Here is a 19,455-nt window from a genome sequence, read left to right on the forward strand (position 1 = left end):
GGCCGAAACCGGTCGGTCCCCGCGGGGACCGACCGGTGGAAACCGAACGGGATGCGCCTAGACCGGGACCGTCTTCGCCACCGGGGCGAGCCGGGCCACCAGCTCGACCTCGACCGGGGCGTCCAGCGGCAGCACCGCGACGCCCACCGCGCTGCGCGCGTGCGTCCCGGCCTCCCCGAACACCTCCCCCAGCAGCTCCGAAGCGCCGTTCACGACCTTCGGCTGCCCGGTGAACTCCGGCGCCGACGCCACGAAGCCCACGACCTTCACGATCTGGACCACCCGGTCGAGCGGCGCCACCGAGGCCACCGCCGCCAGCGCGTTCAGCGCGCAGGTCCGGGCCAGCTCGTAGGCGCGCTCGGGGTCGACCTCCGCGCCGACCTTCCCGGTCGCGGCCAGGGCCCCGTCGACCATCGGGAGCTGCCCCGAGGTGTACACGTAGTCCCCCGCCACGACGGCGGGCCGGTAGGCGGCCACCGGCGGGACGACCGCCGGGAGCGCCAGGCCCAGACGGGCGAGCGCGGCCTCGACGTTTGCCACGGCTACTGCTCCTTCTTGCGCTTGAAGTACGCCACCAGCTGCTCCGAGTTCTGGCCGGGCAGGACGGTGACCAGTTCCCAGCCGTCCTCGCCGAACGTATCGAGGATCATCTTGGTGTTGTGGATCAGCAGCGGTGCCGTGAGGTACTCCCATTTCTCCATGGGCCCACAGTACGGCGTCTTGATTCGCCCGCGGCGCACCGCTACGCTCAGAGTGCGTCGCCTCCCCGAAGAGTCCCGCGGCCCCGTGCCGCACCAGTGAACCAGGGAGTCCCCATGTCGTCAGACACTGCGGCGCAGTCGTCGGACGCCGCCGCCGAACCCGTGCGCGACCGCGCCGCCGAGTCCCCGCCCGCGCAGGTCCCGCGCCAGGAGCCCGCCCCGAGGCGCACCGTCCCGCCGCATCCGCGGCCCGGATCGTCCGGCGACCGGTCGAGTCTCTTGTGGACAGTAGTGACGGCCGTGGCGGCGGTCCTGTTCTGCGCCGCGCTCGTGTTCGGCGCGACCCGGCTGTTCCTCGGCGGCGAGACCGCCGCCGAGGTCACCGACTCGCCCGAGCGGACCGTAGCCGCGTTCCTCGGCGCGCTCCTCGACGAGCGCGACGCCGAGGCCGCCGCGACCTGGCTGTGCACCGACAAGGCCGACCGCGACCTGAGCGCGGTCGTCGCCGCGATGGCCGCGGCCGACGGCGGGCTGGCGTGGAGCGGGGTCGCCGAGACCGGGCGCTCGGTGGGTGCGGCGGCCGTCACCGCCGAGATCGCCATGGACGGCGGCGCGTCCCCGGCCACCTGGGAGTTCACGCTCGTGGCCGAGGAGGGCGATCCGCAATGGCTCATCTGCGGGATCGCCGCCGGATGACTAGACTCCGATGAATGACTGCCTCTGCGCTCCCGGTGCCGCGCCTGCACATCGTCACCGGGAAGGGCGGCACGGGGAAGACCTCGGTCGCCGCGGCGCTCGCCCTGGCGCTCGCCGGCCCCGGCCGGCGGGTGCTGCTGGCGGAGGTCGAAGGGCGGCAGGGCATCGCGCCCCTGTTCGGGACCGCGTCCCTCGGTTACGAGGAACGGCACCTCGCCGCGGGCGCAGGCGGCGGGGAGGTCTTCGGCCAGTCCGTGGGCGCCGACGAGGCGCTGCTGGACTACCTGACGATGTTCTACCGGCTCGGCTCGGCCGGGCGGGCGCTCCAGAAGTTCGGGGCGATCGACTTCGCGACGACCATCGCGCCGGGCCTGCGCGACATCCTGCTCACCGGGAAGCTCAAGGAGGCGGTGTCGCGGACGGAGTCGGGGCGGATGGCGTACGACGCTGTCGTCCTCGACGCGCCCCCGACGGGCCGGGTCGTCAAGTTCCTCAACGTCACCGTGGAGTCGGGGCGCCTCGCCAAGACCGGGCCGATCGGGAAGCACTCGCGGTCGGTGGCGCGGCTGCTGCACTCGTCGCAGATGGCGGTGCACCTGGTCACGACCCCGGCGGCGATGCCGGTGCAGGAGACGGTCGACGCGCACCGCGAGCTCATGGCCGCGGACCTGCCGGTCGGGCGGATCATCCTGAACAAGGTCACGGGCGCCAAGCCCGCCGAGATCACGCCCGACGAGCTCGAGGCCGGGCTCGCGTCGGCGGGCCTGGTGCCCGATGCGGCGCTGGTGGCCGGACTCATGAGCGAGTACGAGTCGGCGCGGGCCGAGATCCGGGCGGTCGACGCGTACCGGGACCGGCTCGAGCAGCTCGGCCGGCGGGTGGAGGAACTGCCGCTCATCCCCGAGGGCGTCGACCTGTCGGGGCTGTACCAGCTCGCCCGGGAGCTCACGCCCCGGCTCGGAGGCCAGGATGCGCACTGAACTCGACATCGACGCGCTGCTCGGCGACGAGGGCAAGCACGTGATCGCGTGCTGCGGCTCGGGCGGTGTGGGCAAGACCACGACCGCGGCGGCGCTGGCGCTGCGCGCGGCCGAGGCGCACGGCCGCCGGACGGTGGTCCTGACGATCGACCCTGCCCGGCGCCTCGCCCAGTCGCTGGGCATGGAGGCCCTGGACAACACGCCGCGGCCGGTCGCGGGGGTGCGCGACGGGTCCCTCGACGCGATGATGCTCGACATGAAGCGGACGTTCGACGAGGTCGTGGCCTCGCACACCTCGAAGGACCGGGCCGCGGAGATCTTCGCGAACCCGTTCTACCAGGCGGTGTCGTCGACGTTCTCGGGCACGCAGGAGTACATGGCGATGGAGAAGCTCGGCCAGCTCCGGGCCACGGGCCGGTGGGACCTCATCGTCCTCGACACCCCGCCGTCGCGATCGGCCCTCGACTTCCTCGACGCCCCCGCGCGTCTGGCCCGGTTCCTCGACGGGCGGATCATCCGCCTGCTCTCCGCCTCGACCCCGGGCGCGCGCCGCTCGATGCTCTCGCTCATGGGGGCGAGCGCGGCAGTGTTCACGCGGGTGTTCAACAAGGTCCTCGGCGGGCACCTGCTCACCGATGTCGCCGAGTTCACAGCGAGCCTGGAGGACACCTTCGGCGGCTTCCGCAAGCGCGCCGAGGCCACCTTCAGGGCCCTCCAGGACGACCAGACCTCGTTCCTGGTCATCGCCGCCCCCGAGCCGGCCGCGGTCGGCGAGGCCGTCTACTTCACTCGCCGCCTCACCGAGGAGCACATGCCTCTCGACGGCATGATCCTCAACCGCCTGACCCCGGTCGACGCCGACCTCTCGGCCGAACGCGCCCTCGGTGCGGCGGCCCAACTCGAAGAGGCCGACCCGGCGGACCCCGTCGCGGCGGTCCTGCGAACTCACGCCGACCTGGCCCGCCGCCGCACCGCCGAAGAACGCGTGGCCGCCCGCTACGAGGCCGCCTGCCCCAAGGTCCCCCAGCGCTGGCTTCCCTCCCTCGGCGTCGAGGTCGTCGACCTCGAAGACCTCCGCGCCTTCGGAGCCGCCGCAGTCGGCACCCAGACCAGACCAGACCAGACCTGACCTGACCTGAACAGGCAGGGCTCTCACATGGGGTCTCCAACCCGATCACTACGGACCACCCCAGCAGCGCAGCCTTGCCCCTCCCGACCCCCAGAAACCGCGCCCTCTCGCCCTGCCCGGCCCTCAAGCGCCCATCCCCAGGCCGCGCCCCTCCCACCCAGGGGCCTCGGATTGGGTGTCGGCTGCGGCCGCGACTGGCAACGGCGGTGCCTTTAGAGGCTGTCACGGCCGGCCCGATCGGGTTCGTGCGAATGAATCCGCCCGCGTGAGTGAGACTTCTTTTTCTGGGGCCATTTCGCCGTTGATCGGTTTTTACGGCCCGTCGTGCGGAATGGCGAATTCGGGTGTGCTCACGCCAGGAATCGGCATTTATCTCGGTCGCTTGTGCGAATTATCTCGATCGGTTGGATCGATTGTGCTCGGCGCGTTTCTTCGTCTTTAGTGCCGGGCGACAGGTTTGTCTTCGGTTGGTTGTTCGAATGTCCGGTGGTCGGTTGCTTGCCGATTCGGTGGTCGTGTTCTTTTTGGTGCGGGCGCATCGGCTGGTTTGCCGATGCGCCCGCGCTTTCTTCATCACCTCGCGAGGTGTGTCTGGCAGGAGCCGCGCGGGAGTGCACTCCCGCGCGGTCTTCGGGGGCGGCCCCCGGGGAATCCCACATTCACCGCCAGTCCTGCCAGACCGACTCCACCTCCCTCCTCCTCCAACCACCACCAGGAGAAAGGTGTTTTTGCTACCAACAATCACAGGTCGGGGCCCTGCTGTACAGGATTGATTTCCCGCCTGTGGATAACTCTGTGAGGGATTGACATTTTGCCTGGTGGTGAGCGGAGGAGTTTTCCACAGGGGTCCGGACGTGAACGAGCCCGGACGGCTTCGCCGTCCGGGCTCGTAAGCGTGAAGTGGCCGCCATCGGGCGGCCGGCCGGTCAGAAGTTGAGGTTCACCGGTATCCGGCGCCGGCTGCTCCTGCGAGCGTTGCGCTGCTCATCTTCGAGGGCGACTTCGAAGACCGCCCTCCATGAACGGACATCGGCGTGCTTGCGCAGCAGCGCCCGCCGCTCCCGTTCGGTCATGCCGCCCCAGACTCCGAACTCGATGCGATTATCGAGTGCGTCTGCGAGGCATTCCAGCCGGACTGGACAGCCGCGGCATACCTTCTTCGCATTGTTCTGCTCGGCCCCTTGAACGAACAAGGCGTCAGGATCACCATCCTGGCAAAGTGCCTTGGTCGTCCAGTCGATCAGCAGTCCCATCCGCATGACCTCCCCGTGAGATCTACCCTTCATACCCCCGACGACTACAATCGAGTGATCTCTCGATCACACAACGTCGCCGTCAGAACGGACCCTACACCTCTTGTAAGTGTTTGACTACTCTCCGAGACGAAATTCGGACTCCATGGGACGCCTTCACCCCTACGGTTCGCCACGCGAATGCGACTCGCGATAATAACGATTCCAATACGGGGGCACCCTCGATCCGTGCTCGCGGCGTATCCCTCTGGGGCACCGCCGGCGCCGGTTCCCGTGGCCGTGCTCCGCACAACTGCCCGGCAGTCCCCGCGCTTCCCGACGTCCGTTCTAATCTGAGGCGGTGGAGACCTTGAAACGCGACCGCAGTCCCTTCGGGGATGCCGTAGCCCTGCTCGTCTGCGGCGTCCTTGCCGGGATCCTCGCGGCCGCGGCCGCCTTCCCCCTGGCGGGACTCTTCGGCATGGCCGCCGAGAACAGCATCCAGTCGTTCGAATCGCTGCCGACCGAGCTCACCAAACCGACGCTCCCGCAGACGTCCTATGTGTACGCATCTGACGGAGAGACCCTGATCACCTCCTTCTACGAGGAGAACCGCCGCGAGGTCGCACTCGACGAGGTCTCCCCGCTCATGGTCGAAGCACTGCTCGCCGCCGAGGACTCGAAGTTCTACGAGCACAACGGCGTCGACTGGGCCGGGATCATCCGGGCCGCGGTGGCGAACCAGGGCGGCGACTCGCAGGGTGCATCCACCCTGACGATGCAGTTCGTTCGCAATACCCTGATCTACTCGGCCTCAACCATCGACGAGGTCATCGCCGCGTCCGAGGACACCTACGAGCGCAAGCTCCGAGAAGCCCGGTTCGCCATGGCGATCGAGGAGTCGATGTCCAAAGAGGAGATCCTCGAGGGCTACCTGAACGTCATCTACCTCGGCAACCAGGCGTACGGTGTCCACGCCGGCGCCTACAGCTACTTCAACAAGCCCCCGAGCGAGCTCACCCTCGCCGAGGCCGCCACTCTCGCCTCCCTGCCGAAGTTCCCCTCCTACGCCGACGGCCTCCTCGACGGCGAGGGCGACGACAGCCAGATCATCGAGCGCCGCAACTGGATCCTCGACCGCATGGCCTCCCTCGGCTCGATCTCCCAGTCCGACGCCGACGCCGCCAAGGAGCAGCCGCTCGGCCTCAACCCGCGGCCCGTCCGCAGCGAGTGCGTCGACGTGGCCACCGCCAACTGGGGCTTCTTCTGCGACTTCTTCAAGGAGTGGTGGGGCAGCCAGGAGATCTTCGGCGAGACCGAGCGCGACCGCATCTCCCTGCTCAAGCGCGGCGGCTTCAAGATCGTCACCTCGCTCGACGCCGACCTCCAGAACGACGCCACCGAGCGCCTCGCCGACGAGGTCGACGTGGACGACCCCGCCACCCTCGGATCGGTGACCCTCACCCCCGGCACCGGGCACGTCAGGGCCATGGCCGTCAATCGCGTCTACAGCCTCGACCAGACCGACAACGGTCCACGCACCGACGGCGACGACTCCAAGCCCTCGAACTACCCCAACACCACCATCCCGCTGCTCAGCGGCAACGAACGCGTCGCCGGCTACCCCGCCGGCTCGACGTTCAAGATGTTCACCATGCTCGCCGGCCTCGAAGAGGGCTGGCCGCTGGAGACGCGCATCCCCTCGCCGGGCACGTACACCTCGCACTACCTCACCTCCGCCGACGACCCGTCCTCGTGCGGAGGCACCCTGGAGCACAACCAGAAGCACTGGTGCCCCTCCAACGACGGCAACTGGTCCGCCTCCCCGATGAACATGTGGGGCATGTTCGGACGCTCCTCGAACACCGCGTTCGTGCAGCTCCAGGAGATGGTCGGCACCAGCAAGGCGTACGACGCGGCCAAGCGCGCCGGGATCGACTTCTACAACAACGACGTCCTCGACGGCCACATCGAGAACGGCACCCTGGACGACTACGGCGTCTTCACCCTCGGGTTCGACGCCACGACCCCGATGGACATGGCCGAGGCGTACGCCACGGTCGCCGCCGGCGGCGTCCACTGCAACCCGCTGCCGGTCACCCAGGTCATCAAGGCCAACGGCGAGGACTGGCCCGAAGCGGCTGCGCCGCAGTGCGACCAGGCGTTCTCCGAGGAGGTCGCGGACGCGGCCGTCAGCGCCGGCCGCTGCGTCGTGGGCCAGAGCGTCGACGGCACCCAGTGCTCCGGCAACGGCACCGCCGCCGCCTACACCGGCGGCTTCGACCGCCCGCTGTTCGGCAAGACCGGCACCTCCGACTCCGACCGCGCCTACTGGTTCATCGGCTCGACCCCGAACGCCACCACCGCGACGTTCGTCGGCGACACCGACGCCACCTACCGGTCCGGCGTCGCCACATCGGGTCTCAAGGACTCCGTGAAGCAGGTCGGCGTCTGGATCCTCGAGAAGGCCGTCAAGGACCTCGAAGAGGAGGGCTGGTCGAAACCGTCCGACGAGATGATCAACGGCAAGAACCTCACCGGCATCCCGTCGATCGAGTGCATGGACGCCGACGACGCCCGCTCCCGCGTCGCCAACGCGGGCTTCGACGCCTCGATCGCCCCCGGCAGGTTCGACTCCGACTGCAAGGAGGGCGAGGCGTTCGCGACCTCCCCGTCCGGGTCGGCACCGAGCGGCGCGCCCGTCTACATCCTCGTGTCCAACGGCTCCGACTTCGAGGAGGAGGAACCCGAGGGCGACGAGACCACCGGCGGCCCAGGCGGTCCGGGAGGCGACCGGGACTGAGGTCCGGCCCCGGCCGAACCACTCGAGCGCTCATGCGGCGCCGCCCCACTCGGGGCGGCGCCGCAGTGCTTCGTCCGGACGGCGGCCCCGGACTGCGGAACGGGAGACAGCACGGGAGAGGGCCCGCACCATCCGGTGCGGGCCCTCGTTTTCCTTGGGAGGGTGTAAAGACGGGGACGCGGCGGCTAGTCCGCGCGGGGCATGACGAGCGTGCCCGGGGCCGGCTCGTCGGTCGGAACGCGGCCGTCGCCGACGTGGTTGCCCTCGCGCAGTTCGCCGTCGCGGATCGTCACCGCGCGCTGCGCGCGCTCGGCGACGTCGTGGTCGTGGGTGATCATGAGGACCGTCAGGCCCCCCGAGTGCAGCTCGTCGATCGTCGCCAGGACCGCCTCGGCAGTGTGCGAGTCCAGGTTGCCGGTCGGCTCGTCGCACAGCAGCAGGCTCGGCTCCGCCGCGAGCGCGCGGGCGATCGCCACGCGCTGCCGCTCGCCGCCGGAGAGGGTCGTGGGGAGGGCGTCGAGGCGGTGGCCGAGGCCGACGAGTTCGAGCTTCTCGCGGGCGATCTGGCGGCGCCTGCGGCGCGGGATGCCCTGGTAGACCAGGGACATGGCGACGTTCTCGGTGGCGGTGCGGTGGGCCATGAGGTGGAACGACTGGAAGATGAAGCCGATCTTGTCGGCGCGCAGGCGGGTCCGCAGGGACTCCTTCATCGTCGAGGTGTCGTGCCCGTCGAGCCAGTACGTGCCGGAGGTGGGCGCGTCGAGCAGGCCCAGGAGGTTGAGCAGGGTCGACTTGCCGGAGCCGGAGGGGCCGACGATCGCGACGTACTCGCCGTCGGCGACCTTGAGCCGCACCGGTTTGAGCGCTTCGACGGGCGGCGGGCCGGGGTAGGTCATGCCGACGCCGTCGAGTTCGATGAGCGCCCGCGGGTCGGGGCCGACGCCGGGCGCGGGGGTGTCCTCGGCGACGCGCGCGAACACGGCGGTGTCGTCCACCGAGCCCTCCGCGGTGACGGTGGGCAGGATCAGCGTGGCGTCGTCTCGGGTCACGTCAGTGAGACGCCGACACCCCCGCCGGGAGTTGCACCCGCCGCGAAAACCCGGGCGGCGGGGTCAGAACGCGAAGTCGGCCTGGACGGGGCGGTGGTCGGAGGCGGTCGCGTCGAGGACGTCGGAGCCGGTGGCGTTCAGGCCCCGGTAGAGGACCTGGTCGATCCGGGCGAGCGGGGTGTCGGCGGGCCAGGTGAACCCGAAGCCCTTCCCGGCGGACGCCTGCGCGGACTCGAGCTGGTACGTGATCGGGGCGAGGGAGCGGTCCTGGACGGTGCCGTTGAGGTCCCCGGCGAGGACCACCCGGTCGAGCTCCTCGCCCGCGATGGCCTCCCCGAGGAGGGTAGCGGTCTCGTTGCGCTGCTCGGAGGTGAAGCCCTCGGTGTTGACGCGCACGGAGAGCAGGTGGGCGACGTAGAACGCGACGGGCTCGCCGTCGATGTCGATCGCGGCCCGGAAGGCGCGGGCCCAGCCGAGGTTGAGGTCGACCTCGTTCGACTCGGTGATGGGGTGGCGCGACCAGAGGGCGACGGTGCCGTAGGCGGCGGAGTACTCGTAGTCGGGGTCGAGGACGTCGGCCCAGGCCGTGCGCTGGTCCTCGGTGAGCTCGACGAGGACGATGACGTCGGGCGCGGCGGCGAGGAGGGTGGCGGCGGTGGCCTCGGTGTCGGTGTTCTCGGCGTTCACGTTGTGGGCGACCACACGGAAGTCGCCCTCGCCGTCGTGCTTGTCGGGGATGAGCGCGGCGTACATCTGGAACCAGACGAGCGCGGGCAGGAGCGCGCAGATGATCGCGATGGGGCGGCGGCGGATGGCGGCCAGGAGGATGAGGACCGGGACGCCGATGCCGAACCAGGGCAGGAACGTCTCGATGAGGCTGCCGAGGTTGTACCAGCGGTTGGGGATGAACCGGTGGAGGAGCAGGATCGCGGCCAGGATGAGGGAGGCGGCGATGACGACGCCGCTGTAGAACTTCGCACCCGTCTTGCCCACCCGGTCCGCCCTTCGAGGTCGAGCGGCGCACGCGGGCCGCTTCGGAGTTTCGACAGCCTAGCGGGAGGCCGCCAGGAACCACGAACGCCGGGCCTCGGTGAGGCCCGGCGTTCGGACGTTGGCGGTGGCGGTGGGATTTGAACCCACGGTTGAGGGTTACCCAACACTCGCTTTCGAGGCGAGCTCCTTCGGCCGCTCGGACACGCCACCGCCGAAAACGTTACCGGATGCCCGCGGCGCGATCGCGACCGGGATCGGGCGATCCACCTCACAGACGGTCTCCGCGAATTCATGGGATGTTTATGAGAAGCTGGCGGCATGACTGCACACATCTCCGCCGAGCCCGGCGACATCGCCGAGAGCGTCCTCCTTCCGGGGGACCCGCTGCGCGCGAAGTGGATCGCCGAGACCTTCCTCACCGACGCCGAGTGCTACTCGGAGGTGCGGAACATGTTCGGGTTCACCGGGACGTACAAGGGCAAGCGCGTCTCGGTCCAGGGCACGGGGATGGGCCAGCCGTCGGCGTCGATCTACACGCACGAGCTGCTGGACGTGTACGGCGTGAAGACCGTGGTGCGGGTCGGCTCCGCCGGTGCGATCCACGACGACATCGAGCTGCGCGACGTGGTGGCGGGCATCGGGGCGTCGACGAACTCGTCGATGAACCGCATCCGCTTCAACGGCGTGGTCGACTACGCGCCCGTCGCCGACTTCGGGCTGCTGCGCGGCGCCGTCGACGCCGCGGCCGCGCGCGGGATCGAGCTGCACGTGGGCCAGCTGTACTCCTCGGACACGTTCTACACGGACGCCCCCGAGGTGGAGGCGAAGCTCGCCGACTACGGCATCCTCGCGATCGAGATGGAGGCGGCGGCGATCTACACGCTCGCCGCGAAGTTCAAGGCGCGGGCGCTGGCGCTGTGCACGATCTCGGACCACATCCTCAAGGGCACGGAGCTGCCCGCGGCCGACCGCCAGGAGTCGTTCTCGGAGATGGTGGAGATCGCCCTGGACGCCGTCACGGCGTAGCGGCTCAGCGCCGTGATGGCATAGCGGCGGCGCGGTGCGGTTTCGCGATCCGCGCCGGGCGGAGCACGGCGGCGAGTTCTCCCGGAAGGCCCGGCCCAGAGGACCGGGCCTTCCGGCTATCCGAGGGCGGCCGCGAGCTCGGCTTCGAGGTAGGGGCCGAGGGTCGCGGCGTACGTGTTGGTCAGGTGGGCGTCGTCGCGGTAGACGAGGACGTTGCCGACCACGGGCGGGCAGGTCTCGGGTCCGCAGATGTAGTCCGTGAGGTCGATCTTCGCGATCCCCTCGGGGACGGCGAGCGCGGCGAAGGCGCCCTCCTCGTAGTAGGCGCCGCGGTCGACGGTGCACTCGGCGGCGTCGGGGCCGTGGAGGTCGACGCACATGGGGACGTCGAAGCGGGGGCTCGGGGTGTCGCGGATGACGGCGACGTTCGCGCCGGTGGCGAGGAGCTGCTCGTAGCGGTCGGTGTAGTCGGGGAACGTCTCGTACGCCTCGTATCCGACGCGGGAGCCGTAGGTGAGGACGAGGTCGGGGTCGATGTCGGCGATCTCGGCGACGACGGCGTCGTTCCAGGCCGCGCAGGAGCGGTAGCGCTCCTCGCCGAGGGCCTCCTGGCCGGTCTCGATGATGCAGGCGTTCTTGGTGTAGGCGATGACGTGCCAGTTCCGGGCCTCGGCGGCTTCGAGGACGGCTGGGAGCCACTGCCAGATCTTGGAGCCGCCGTACATGACGACCGTGGCAGCGGCCTGGTTCTGTCCTTCGCCGGTCGCCACCGGTTCGCCTCCGGCGCTGGACACTGGTTCGCCTCCGGCGCTGGACACTAGTTCGCCTCCGGCGAAGTCGCACCGGATCGGCTCGTAGCCCTCCATGGTGACGTTGCAGTGGCCGGAGAGCGCGGGGTCGTAGTCCTGGGCGGCGTCGAGGGTGGAGGGGGCGAAGTCGGCGTCGGGGAGGTCGAGGTCGAGGGCGGGGTCGAGGGCTGCCGCGCCGGGGTAGCGGGCGGGGTCGGTGGCGGCCTCGGCGAGGCGGGCGCGCTCGTGGGCGATGTACCAGGTCATGGAGGCGCAGGCGGCGAGGACGAGGGCGAGGCAGGCGGCGCCGAGGGCGAAGGCGCCGCGGGAGGTGCGCTGGCCGAGGCCGCTGGCGGGGAGGCGCCGTTCGACGGCCCAGTGGGTGAGGGCGGCGAGGGCGGTGGCGGCGGCGAGGATGGCGAGGCCGCCGGGGAGGGTCGCGGTGTCGCGTCCGGTGGCGGTCAGGTAGCAGACGAGGATCGGCCAGTGCCAGAGGTAGAGCGTGTAGGAGAGGGTGCCGAGGCGCTGGAGCGGCCAGGTGTTGAGGAGGCGTCCGGCGCCGGTGCCGGGGGCGGCGGTCGCGGCGAGGATCACGGCGCAGGCGCCGGCGACGGGGGCGAGGGCGGCCCAGCCGGGGAACTGGGTGGATTCGAGGAACGCGCCGGCGAAGACGAGGACGGCGACGCCGGACCAGCCGAGGATCGCGGGGACGGGGCCGGCGAGGCGTCCCGTCCAGGCGCGGACACTCGGGCGGAGGGCGAGGGCGAGGAGGCCGCCGGCGGCGAACTGCCAGATGCGGGCGCGGGTGTCGAAGTAGGCGTACGCCTGGTTCGTCGCGGTCTCCCAGAGCGCGAAGGCGAAGGAGGCGGCGAGGACGAGGGCGAGGGCGGCGGCGACGGTGCGCATCGGGGGGAGGCCGGTGCGGCGGGCGGCCCAGAGGACGAGGCCGATGAGGACCGGCCAGAGGACGTAGAACTGGGTCTGGACGCCGAGGGACCAGTAGTGCTGGACGATGCTCGCGCCGTTGTTGGAGGAGAGGTAGTCGACGGAGTGGGCGGCGAGGTTCCAGTTGCCGTAGTAGAGGGCGGAGGCGGTGATGTCCCCGAGCTGCTGGGACCAGGTGGCTCGCGGGAGCCAGAGGAACACCATGAGGACGGTGGCCGCGGCGACGACGAGCGCGGGCGGGAAGATGCGGCGGACGATGCGGGCGGCGTAGGGGAGGTAGCCGAGGCCGCGGCCGGCGTCGGCCGAGCGGAGGAAGCCGGCGGTGATGAAGAAGCCGGACATGAGCAGGAAGATGTCGACGCCGCCGGAGACGCGGTCGAACCAGATGTGGTAGACGGCGATGACGGCGATGGCGAGGCCGCGCAGGCCGTCGATCTCGCGCAGGCGCGGCGGTCGGGCGGCGGGCGCGGGGGCGGTCCGGTCCGGTCCGGCCGCGGGTTCGGCGGTGGAGGTGGCGCTCATGGGTCTCCGGGGGCGGGGCGGCGGGGTGCGGCCGGGATGCGGCCGAGATGCAGCCGGGATGGCGGGGTGACGCATCGAGCGTAGAAGGCGGGGCGCGGCGGGAGCGGTCCGGGGCGGAACGTGAATGCGGAGGAATCGGGCATTCGCAGGCACCCCCGGATCAACAGTGCCCGAGGGGTGCGACATGGGGCCGGTCTCGGGGGTGCGGGAGGCGTGCCGAATGTGAATGCGGAGAAATCGGGCGCGGCGAGGCGCCCCCGGATCGACAGTGCCTGAAGGGTCCGACAGCGGTGGGCCGGGCGCGGCGGCGGGTGCTCCGGTGGGGCCGAGCGGAACGTGAATGTGGGCGAATCGGGCGTTCTGAGCGCCCCCGAATCCAAGGGTGACGCGGGGGTGCGACATGGGGTTTCGGCGGGGCGGATGCGAGGTGGATTCAATGAATTGCGGGGGCGCGGAGATCGATTGACAGGGGGGCGGCGCCATGCCACGATTACGGTGCCTTAACGATCGTTAAGGGATTGATCGTCAAGGAGGACGGCACCGTGGACTTCAGCGGGGACTACCCGGCCGAACGCGAGCGGATCGAGCGCGGCGGGGCCGAGAAGTACCACCAGGCGGCCGCCGCCGCGGGCAAGTACCACGCCCGCGAGCGGATCCGGCGGCTGTGCGACCCCGACTCGTTCCGCGAGGACGCCCTGTGGGCCAACCCCGACCCGTCGCTGCCCGCCGACGGCGTGGTCGTCGGCTCCGCCACCGTGCAGGGCCGCCCGGTCCGCCTCGTCGCCAACGACTCCACCGTCAAGGCCGGGTCCTGGGGCGCGCGCACCGTCGAGAAGATCATCCGCACCATCGAGGCCGCCCAGCTCGAGCAGCACCCGATCGTCTACCTCGTCGACTCCGCCGGCGCCCGCATCACCGACCAGGTGCAGCTGTTCCCCGGCCGCCGCGGCGCCGGGCGGATCTTCCACGAGCAGGTCCGGGCCTCGGGGAAGATCCCGCAGGCGTGCGCGCTCTTCGGCCCCAGCGCCGCCGGCGGCGCCTACATCCCCGCGTTCTGCGACATCGTCGCCATGGTCGACGGCAACGCCTCCATGTACCTCGGCAGCCCCCGCATGGTCGAGATGGTCACCGGCGAGAAGACCACCCTGGAGGACATGGGCGGCGCCCGCGTCCACTGCGAGCAGTCCGGCGTCGGGCACTTCCTGTGCCGCAACGAGGACGAGGCCATCGCCGACGTCCGCCGCTGGCTCTCCTACCTCCCCTCGAACTGGACGCAGCCCGCGCCCGTGCGCGCCGCCCGCCCCGCCCTCCCGGTCGACCTCGCCGCCGTGATCCCGCCGAGCGAGTCGGCCCCGTTCGACATGCGCGACTTCGTGAAGGGCCTGGTCGACCAGGGCTCCATCCTCGAAGTCCAGGCCCGCTGGGCCGGGGAGCTCACCACCGCGTTCGCGCGCCTCGACGGCCGCCCCGTCGGCATCGTCGCCAACAACTCCGCGATCCGCGGCGGCGTCCTGTTCTCCGACTCCGCCGACAAGGCCGCCCGGTTCGTCAACACCTGCGACGCGTTCAACGTGCCGCTGCTGTTCCTCGCCGACGTCCCCGGGTTCATGGTCGGCTCCGCCGTCGAGCACGCCGGGATCATCCGCCACGGCGCCAAGATGATCGCCGCCGTCGCCGAGGCCACCGTCCCCAAGATCTGCGTCGTCGTCCGCAAGGCGTACGGCGCGGGGCTGTACGCCATGGCCGGGCCCGCCTTCGGGTCCGACGCCGTGCTCGCGCTCCCGACCGCCCGGATCGCCGTCATGGGCGCCGAGGCCGCGGTGAACGCCGTGTACGCCAACAAGATCGCCGCCATCGACGACCCCGCCCAGCGGGAGCAGTTCGTCGCCGACCGGCGCGCCGAATACGAAGCCGACGTCGACCTGCGAAGGCTCGCAGGGGAACTCGTCGTCGACGACGTCCTCGCCCCCGAGGAACTCCGCGATGACCTCATCGCCCGTTACCGCCGGCTGTCCCACAAGGACCGCCGGTTCGCCGACCGCAGACACCCGATCACACCGGTGTAAGAGGAGCCCGCCATGAAACTCGACCTCGAGCAGACCGAATTCGCCGCCGCCGTGCGCGCCTACGCGCAGGAGCAGGTCCGACCCGTCATCGGCGACTTCTACGAGCGCGGGGAGTTCCCGATCGAGCTGGTCAGGGGGCTCGGCAAGCTGGGCGTCCTCGGGGTCACCCTTCCCGAGGAGCACGGCGGCGCCGGCATGGGCCTGTTCATGCTCGGCCTCGCGCTGGAGGAGATCGCCCGCGTCGACGCCTCCGTCGCCGTCACCGTCGAGGCGTCCGTGACCCTCGGCGCCGAGGCCATCGCCAAGTACGGCACGGCCGAGCAGCAGGCCAAGTGGCTCCCCAACCTCGCCGCCGGGCAGGGCCTCGTCGCCTTCGCCCTCACCGAGCCCGGCGGCGGCACCGACGCGGGCCACACCGACACCAAGGCCCGCCTGGAGGACGGCGAATGGGTCATCGACGGCGCCAAGTGCTTCATCACCAACGCCGGCACCGCCATGACCGACCTCATCATCACCACCGCCCAGACCGGGCCCGGCGAGGTCACCTGCATCGCCGTCGAACCCGGCACGCCCGGACTCCAGATCGGACCCGAGTACTCCAAAGTGGGCTGGCGCGCCTCCGACACCCGGCCCGTGTACTTCGACGACTGCCGTGTGCCCGAAGCGAACATCATCGGCCAGCGCGGGCGCGGCTTCGTCCAGTTCCTCGAACTGCTCGACTCCGGGCGCGTCGCCATCGCGGCGCTCGCGACCGGGTCCGCGCAGGGGTGCCTGGACGAGGCGCTGGCGCACGCGAAGGACCGGGAGGCGTTCGGGCGGCCGATCGCGGAGAACCAGTCGATCGCGTTCATGCTCGCGGACATGAAGCTCCGGGCGCACACGTCGCGCCTGGCGTGGCAGGACGCGGCGCTGAAGGCGGAGGCCGGGGAGCCGTTCGGGACGGACGCGGCGCTGGCGAAGCTGCACGCGTCGATGGCGGCGGTGGACAACGCGCGGGAGGCGACGCAGATCTTCGGCGGGTACGGGTTCATGAACGAGACGCCGGTGGCGCGGGCGTGGCGGGACTGCAAGGTGCTGGAGATCGGCGAGGGCACCAATGAGGTGCAGCGGATGCTCATCGCGAGGTCCATGGGGCTGTAGGTGTTTCAGGCGGCGGCCGGGGTTCCGGTCGCCGCCTGAGAGTTTACTGAAAACTTCAACTAAAGGTCTTGAGTTTCTCCCCCGAACCGTGACAAGCTCGGCTCTTCGGCAGTAGCGTTGCCGCCGCGGCCTGATACCTCTCGCATGGCTTGCAGGCTGCCATGGGGCCGTCCACCGGACGGGCGGGCCGCTCGAAAAGGAGCTCAGACATGACCGACAGCAAGACCGGAAGCGACCTCGCCCAGCGGGTCCTCGCCTCGCGGCGCGGGCTGATGTGCGGGCTGGCAGGGCTCGGCGCCGCGGGTGCGCTGGCCGCGTGCGGGACGGCCGAGTCGCCGTCCTCGGATCCGACCTCGGGGTCGGACGACGCGACGACCGGGGGGTCCGAGGGGTCGACGGGGGACGCGGGCGGGGGGACGGCGATCGCCGCGACCGCGGACGTGCCGGAGGGCGGCGGGATCGTCGTCGAGGACACGGTGCTGGTGCAGCCGAGCGCGGACGAGTTCCTGGCGTTCTCGGCGGCGTGCCCGCACATGGGGACGACCGTGAACCCGCCGGACGCGGACGGGGTGATCGTGTGCCCGAACCACGGTTCGCAGTTCTCCCTGGAGGGCGAGCTGGAGCAGGGCCCGGCCGAGACCGGGCTGGCCCCGGTGGAGATCACCGTGGAGGACGGGCAGATCTTCCTCGCCTAGGGCGAGGGGACGGATGGACGGCGGAACGGCCGGGGAGCTGGGCTCCCCGGCCGTTCCCCGTCGTCGTCCCGGGGCGTGCGGCCCCCGGGCGGTGCATAGCGGTGCAGTGCGCGGTGCATTGCAGTGCGGTGCAGCGCACTGCGGCGGGCGGGCCGCACCCGCGCGGCCCGCACCGGCGCCGCGTCCGCGCCGTGCGGATCAGGTGAGGGCGTCGGCGGCGGCCGGGTCCGAGTCCCGCAGGAACTGGGCGCAGCGGGCGGCCTCGTCGGCCTCGCCGATGGCGGCGGCGGCGCGCGAGAGCTGGTGCAGGGACTTGAGGAAGCCGCGGTTCGGCTTGTGCTCCCACGGGATCGGGCCGTGGCCCTTCCAACCGCTGCGGCGGAGCTGGTCGAGGCCGCGGTGGTAACCGGTGCGCGCGAAGGCGTAGGCGGTGACGTCGTCGCCCGACTCCAGGGCGTTCTTCGCCAGCCGCGCCCACGCGGCGCAGAACCACGGGAACTGGCGGACGGTGTCCTCGGGCGAGTGCTCGTCGAGGTACTTCCTGGCCTCGGTGTCCTCGGGCAGCTGCGTCGCCGGAGGCTGTGACATCAGATTCTGCGGAGCCAATGCGGGTCCTCACTCTAGGGTCGAGTCGCTCGTGAAAAGCAGTCGGCCAAGCCTAACCCCGCCTTCGGCGCGGCCTCCGTGAGCGGGTCGGCATCGTCCTCCTACGGCGTTCGGGGCGCGGTGAGGTGGACGGCGACGCCGCCGATGACGGCGGCGAGGAGCGAGGCGGCGAGGACGCCCGTCTTGCCCTCGTAGGTGAGGGACGGGTCGCCGCCGCGGAACGCGAGCTCGGTGATGAACAGGGCCACGGTGAAGCCGATGCCCGCGATGGCGGCGATCGCGGTGAGCAGCGGCCAGCTCGTGCCGCGCGGCATCCGCCCGAGGCCGGTCCTGACGACGATCCAGGTGGTGAGGGTGATGCCGGCGGTCTTGCCGGCGACGAGGCCGAGCACGATCCCGAGCGTCACGGTGGAGCCGGCGGCGGCGCCGAGGAGGTCGGCCGAGAGCGGGATCCCGGCGTTGGCCAGCGCGAAGAGCGGCAGCACGACGAAGGAGGAGAAGCGGTGGTTCTGGTACTGGAGCCGGTCGGCGGGGGGCTGGGCGTCGCGGGTGAGCCTGACGAGGCGCTCGGTTTCGGCGACGGTGAGGCCGTCCTTGGCGAGCTCCTGGGCCTCGGCGTGGGCGACGGCGGGGTCGAGGAGGGGCTTGGCGGCGATGATGAGGCCCATGGCGACGCCGGCGATGGTGGCGTGGACGCCGGATTCGAGCATGGCGACCCACAGGAGGACGCCGATGACGAGGTAGATGGGGGTGGACCAGACGTTGAGGAGGCGCATGAGGACCGCGAGGGCGATGAGGGCGGCGGCCGTGGCGAGCCAGGGCATGGAGATCCGGTCGGTGTAGAAGACGGCGATGACGGCGATGGCGCCGAGGTCGTCGACGATGGCGAGGGTGAGGAGGAAGACCTTGGCGGCGGCGGGGATGCGGGAGCCGAAGAGGGCGAGGACGCCGAGAGCGAAGGCGATGTCGGTGGCCATGGGGATGCCCCAGCCGTGGGCGCCGGGGGTGCCGGCGTTGAGGGCGGTGTAGAGGAGGGCGGGGACGGCCATGCCGCCGACGGCGGCGGCGATGGGCGGGACGGCGGAGCGGGGGTCGCTGAGTTCGCCGGAGACGATCTCGCTCTTGATCTCCATGCCGACGACGAAGAAGAACACGGCCATGAGGCCGTCGTTGATCCAGTCCTTGAGGGTGTGGTGGAGGGTGAAGTCGCCGAGGCTGACGGTGATGTCGAGGCCCCAGACGGCGTCGTAGGTCGCGGACCAGGGGGAGTTGGCCCAGGCCATGGCGAGGACGGCGCAGGCGACGAGGACGAGGCCGGCGGCGGGTTCGATCTTGAGGAACTCGGCGGCGGGGCGGCCGACGTAGCGGGCGATGGGGCGACGCGAGTAGAGGAACGCGGGGCGGTCGCGCCAGATGTCGGACTTCCAGGGCTCCTTGGGCAGCGTCATGGGCCAGAGCCTATCCGGGCGGGTGGGGGCGAACCACTCCTTAGGGGACTATGCGCCCTGGCAGTCGGGGCACAGGCCCCGGTAGGTGACGGAGGAGCGGGTGACGGTGAAGCCGTGGCGCTCGTCGCCGGGGAGCCAGTCGGCGGGGTCGGCGACGGTGTGGACGTCCTTCATAAGGCCGCAGCCCTCGCAGATGAGGTGGTGGTGCTCGTGGTCGGCGTTGGGGTCGTAGCGCTTGGAGCGGCCTTCGAGGGTGAGTTCGAGGATCTCGCCGAGGGCGACCATCTCGTTGAGGGTGTTGTAGACGGTGGCGCGGGAGAGTTCGGGCATGCGCTCGCAGGCGCGTTCGAGGATCTCCTCGGCGGTGAAGTGCACGTGGGAGCCCTCCAGCGTCTCGGCGATGACGCGTCGCTGAGGGGTGATGCGCCAGTTGTGGCGCCGCAGTCGGGTTACCAGGTCACTCATGCTGTTCTCTCACACGGTCAGGAAGTCGAATACCACCCTAGCAGGACAAACGGGTGTGGCACCACTGACACTGGACGGCTTCTTAGTTTAGACATAGTCTAAGTTAGGATCGAGTCCGACGCACGAGACATCGAGGACGGTCCCCGCCGGCGACGGCGCCGGGGACGACCG

The 19,455-nt window shown here is 70.9% G+C and carries 17 protein-coding genes and 1 tRNA gene; 8 read left to right on the plus strand and 10 right to left on the minus strand.

Features of this window, described 5'->3' with window-relative positions:
* Window positions 1-57: 57 nt before the first annotated feature.
* Together BLS99_RS11600 and sp36 are read right to left on the minus strand one after the other, a co-directional pair.
* Entirely contained in the window at window positions 58-540 is a 483-nt protein-coding gene (locus BLS99_RS11600) for a RidA family protein (RefSeq protein ID WP_091049067.1), read from the minus strand.
* Window positions 541-542: 2 nt separating this feature from the next.
* A complete protein-coding gene (gene sp36, locus BLS99_RS26190; protein WP_091049070.1) occupies window positions 543-701 on the minus strand; it encodes a Sp36 family protein in 159 nt (52 codons plus the stop codon).
* 114 nt (window positions 702-815) lie between these two features.
* Here sp36 and BLS99_RS11610 point away from each other — a divergent pair, with 114 nt between their 5' ends.
* Genes BLS99_RS11610 through BLS99_RS11620 form a run of 3 tightly spaced genes read left to right on the plus strand, consistent with a single transcriptional unit; the run spans window position 816 to window position 3,506 of the window.
* Complete coding sequence (locus BLS99_RS11610; RefSeq protein WP_143034770.1) at window positions 816-1,397, plus strand: hypothetical protein; 582 nt, start codon at window positions 816-818, stop codon at window positions 1,395-1,397.
* A 14-nt stretch (window positions 1,398-1,411) separates the two neighbouring features.
* Window positions 1,412-2,377, plus strand: a complete 966-nt coding sequence (locus BLS99_RS11615; RefSeq protein ID WP_091049076.1) for an ArsA-related P-loop ATPase — start codon at window positions 1,412-1,414, stop codon at window positions 2,375-2,377.
* On the plus strand, window positions 2,367-3,506 hold the full coding sequence (locus BLS99_RS11620; protein WP_091049080.1) for an ArsA family ATPase: 1,140 nt from the start codon (window positions 2,367-2,369) through the stop codon (window positions 3,504-3,506). The genes BLS99_RS11615 and BLS99_RS11620 overlap by 11 nt, the downstream gene beginning before the upstream one ends.
* 926 nt (window positions 3,507-4,432) lie before the next feature.
* Here the strand turns inward: BLS99_RS11620 and BLS99_RS11625 are convergent.
* Window positions 4,433-4,759, minus strand: coding sequence for a WhiB family transcriptional regulator (locus tag BLS99_RS11625; RefSeq protein WP_091049643.1), 327 nt, complete (start codon window positions 4,757-4,759; stop codon window positions 4,433-4,435).
* Between the two features lie 340 nt (window positions 4,760-5,099).
* On the opposite strand from BLS99_RS11625, the gene BLS99_RS11630 reads away from it, so the two are divergent.
* Window positions 5,100-7,541 carry a penicillin-binding protein gene (locus BLS99_RS11630; protein WP_091049083.1) on the plus strand — a complete coding sequence of 814 codons (2,442 nt, stop codon included), beginning with the start codon at window positions 5,100-5,102 and terminating at the stop codon, window positions 7,539-7,541.
* Window positions 7,542-7,726: 185 nt separating this feature from the next.
* Here BLS99_RS11630 and BLS99_RS11635 read toward each other — a convergent pair whose 3' ends face one another.
* The 3 genes from BLS99_RS11635 to BLS99_RS11645 all read right to left on the minus strand — a co-directional run bounded on the left by BLS99_RS11635 (window position 7,727) and on the right by BLS99_RS11645 (window position 9,793).
* Window positions 7,727-8,437 (minus strand): ATP-binding cassette domain-containing protein, encoded by a 711-nt coding sequence (locus BLS99_RS11635; RefSeq protein ID WP_091049647.1) that lies wholly within the window; start codon window positions 8,435-8,437, stop codon window positions 7,727-7,729.
* A gap of 216 nt (window positions 8,438-8,653) precedes the next feature.
* On the minus strand, window positions 8,654-9,583 hold the full coding sequence (locus BLS99_RS11640) for an endonuclease/exonuclease/phosphatase family protein (RefSeq protein WP_218126426.1): 930 nt from the start codon (window positions 9,581-9,583) through the stop codon (window positions 8,654-8,656).
* 119 nt (window positions 9,584-9,702) lie between these two features.
* Window positions 9,703-9,793: transfer RNA gene (locus tag BLS99_RS11645), tRNA-Ser, on the minus strand.
* A gap of 108 nt (window positions 9,794-9,901) precedes the next feature.
* Between BLS99_RS11645 and deoD the strand changes: the two genes are divergently transcribed.
* A complete protein-coding gene (deoD, locus tag BLS99_RS11650) occupies window positions 9,902-10,609 on the plus strand; it encodes a purine-nucleoside phosphorylase (protein ID WP_091049087.1) in 708 nt (235 codons plus the stop codon).
* Between the two features lie 116 nt (window positions 10,610-10,725).
* Here deoD and BLS99_RS11655 read toward each other — a convergent pair whose 3' ends face one another.
* On the minus strand, window positions 10,726-12,864 hold the full coding sequence (locus tag BLS99_RS11655; protein WP_176953321.1) for an acyltransferase family protein: 2,139 nt from the start codon (window positions 12,862-12,864) through the stop codon (window positions 10,726-10,728).
* A gap of 542 nt (window positions 12,865-13,406) precedes the next feature.
* On the opposite strand from BLS99_RS11655, the gene BLS99_RS11660 reads away from it, so the two are divergent.
* The 3 genes from BLS99_RS11660 (at window position 13,407) to BLS99_RS11670 (ending at window position 16,765) form a co-directional block, all read left to right on the plus strand.
* Window positions 13,407-14,930 carry an acyl-CoA carboxylase subunit beta gene (locus BLS99_RS11660; protein ID WP_091049654.1) on the plus strand — a complete coding sequence of 508 codons (1,524 nt, stop codon included), beginning with the start codon at window positions 13,407-13,409 and terminating at the stop codon, window positions 14,928-14,930.
* 12 nt (window positions 14,931-14,942) lie between these two features.
* Window positions 14,943-16,070, plus strand: a complete 1,128-nt coding sequence (locus BLS99_RS11665; RefSeq protein WP_091049093.1) for an acyl-CoA dehydrogenase family protein — start codon at window positions 14,943-14,945, stop codon at window positions 16,068-16,070.
* A 209-nt stretch (window positions 16,071-16,279) separates the two neighbouring features.
* Window positions 16,280-16,765, plus strand: coding sequence for a Rieske (2Fe-2S) protein (locus BLS99_RS11670; protein ID WP_091049097.1), 486 nt, complete (start codon window positions 16,280-16,282; stop codon window positions 16,763-16,765).
* A gap of 198 nt (window positions 16,766-16,963) precedes the next feature.
* Here BLS99_RS11670 and BLS99_RS11675 read toward each other — a convergent pair whose 3' ends face one another.
* The 3 genes from BLS99_RS11675 to BLS99_RS11685 form a co-directional block, all read right to left on the minus strand.
* The gene (locus tag BLS99_RS11675) at window positions 16,964-17,353 is read right to left on the minus strand and encodes a DUF3151 domain-containing protein (RefSeq protein WP_091049102.1); all 390 of its coding nucleotides are present in this window, start codon (window positions 17,351-17,353) and stop codon (window positions 16,964-16,966) included.
* A 119-nt stretch (window positions 17,354-17,472) separates the two neighbouring features.
* A complete protein-coding gene (nhaA, locus tag BLS99_RS11680; RefSeq protein WP_091049105.1) occupies window positions 17,473-18,819 on the minus strand; it encodes a Na+/H+ antiporter NhaA in 1,347 nt (448 codons plus the stop codon).
* A 48-nt stretch (window positions 18,820-18,867) separates the two neighbouring features.
* Complete coding sequence (locus tag BLS99_RS11685; protein WP_091049108.1) at window positions 18,868-19,284, minus strand: Fur family transcriptional regulator; 417 nt, start codon at window positions 19,282-19,284, stop codon at window positions 18,868-18,870.
* Between the last annotated feature and the right edge of the window lie 171 nt (window positions 19,285-19,455).

It is taken from the genome of Glycomyces sambucus (genome assembly GCF_900102815.1).
Taxonomy (GTDB): Bacteria; Actinomycetota; Actinomycetes; order Mycobacteriales; family Micromonosporaceae; genus Glycomyces; species Glycomyces sambucus.

Coding starts and splice junctions, on each gene's coding strand:
- deoD (WP_091049087.1), top strand. CDS start 9,902: ATGACTGCACACATCTCCGCCGAGCCCGGCGACATCGCCGAGAGCGTC.
- nhaA (WP_091049105.1), bottom strand. CDS start 18,819: ATGACGCTGCCCAAGGAGCCCTGGAAGTCCGACATCTGGCGCGACCGC.
- BLS99_RS11665 (WP_091049093.1), top strand. CDS start 14,943: ATGAAACTCGACCTCGAGCAGACCGAATTCGCCGCCGCCGTGCGCGCC.
- BLS99_RS11615 (WP_091049076.1), top strand. CDS start 1,412: ATGACTGCCTCTGCGCTCCCGGTGCCGCGCCTGCACATCGTCACCGGG.
- BLS99_RS11655 (WP_176953321.1), bottom strand. CDS start 12,864: ATGAGCGCCACCTCCACCGCCGAACCCGCGGCCGGACCGGACCGGACC.
- BLS99_RS11675 (WP_091049102.1), bottom strand. CDS start 17,353: ATGTCACAGCCTCCGGCGACGCAGCTGCCCGAGGACACCGAGGCCAGG.
- sp36 (WP_091049070.1), bottom strand. CDS start 701: ATGGAGAAATGGGAGTACCTCACGGCACCGCTGCTGATCCACAACACC.
- BLS99_RS11610 (WP_143034770.1), top strand. CDS start 816: ATGTCGTCAGACACTGCGGCGCAGTCGTCGGACGCCGCCGCCGAACCC.
- BLS99_RS11670 (WP_091049097.1), top strand. CDS start 16,280: ATGACCGACAGCAAGACCGGAAGCGACCTCGCCCAGCGGGTCCTCGCC.
- BLS99_RS11620 (WP_091049080.1), top strand. CDS start 2,367: ATGCGCACTGAACTCGACATCGACGCGCTGCTCGGCGACGAGGGCAAG.
- BLS99_RS11635 (WP_091049647.1), bottom strand. CDS start 8,437: ATGACCTACCCCGGCCCGCCGCCCGTCGAAGCGCTCAAACCGGTGCGG.
- BLS99_RS11685 (WP_091049108.1), bottom strand. CDS start 19,284: ATGAGTGACCTGGTAACCCGACTGCGGCGCCACAACTGGCGCATCACC.
- BLS99_RS11625 (WP_091049643.1), bottom strand. CDS start 4,759: ATGGGACTGCTGATCGACTGGACGACCAAGGCACTTTGCCAGGATGGT.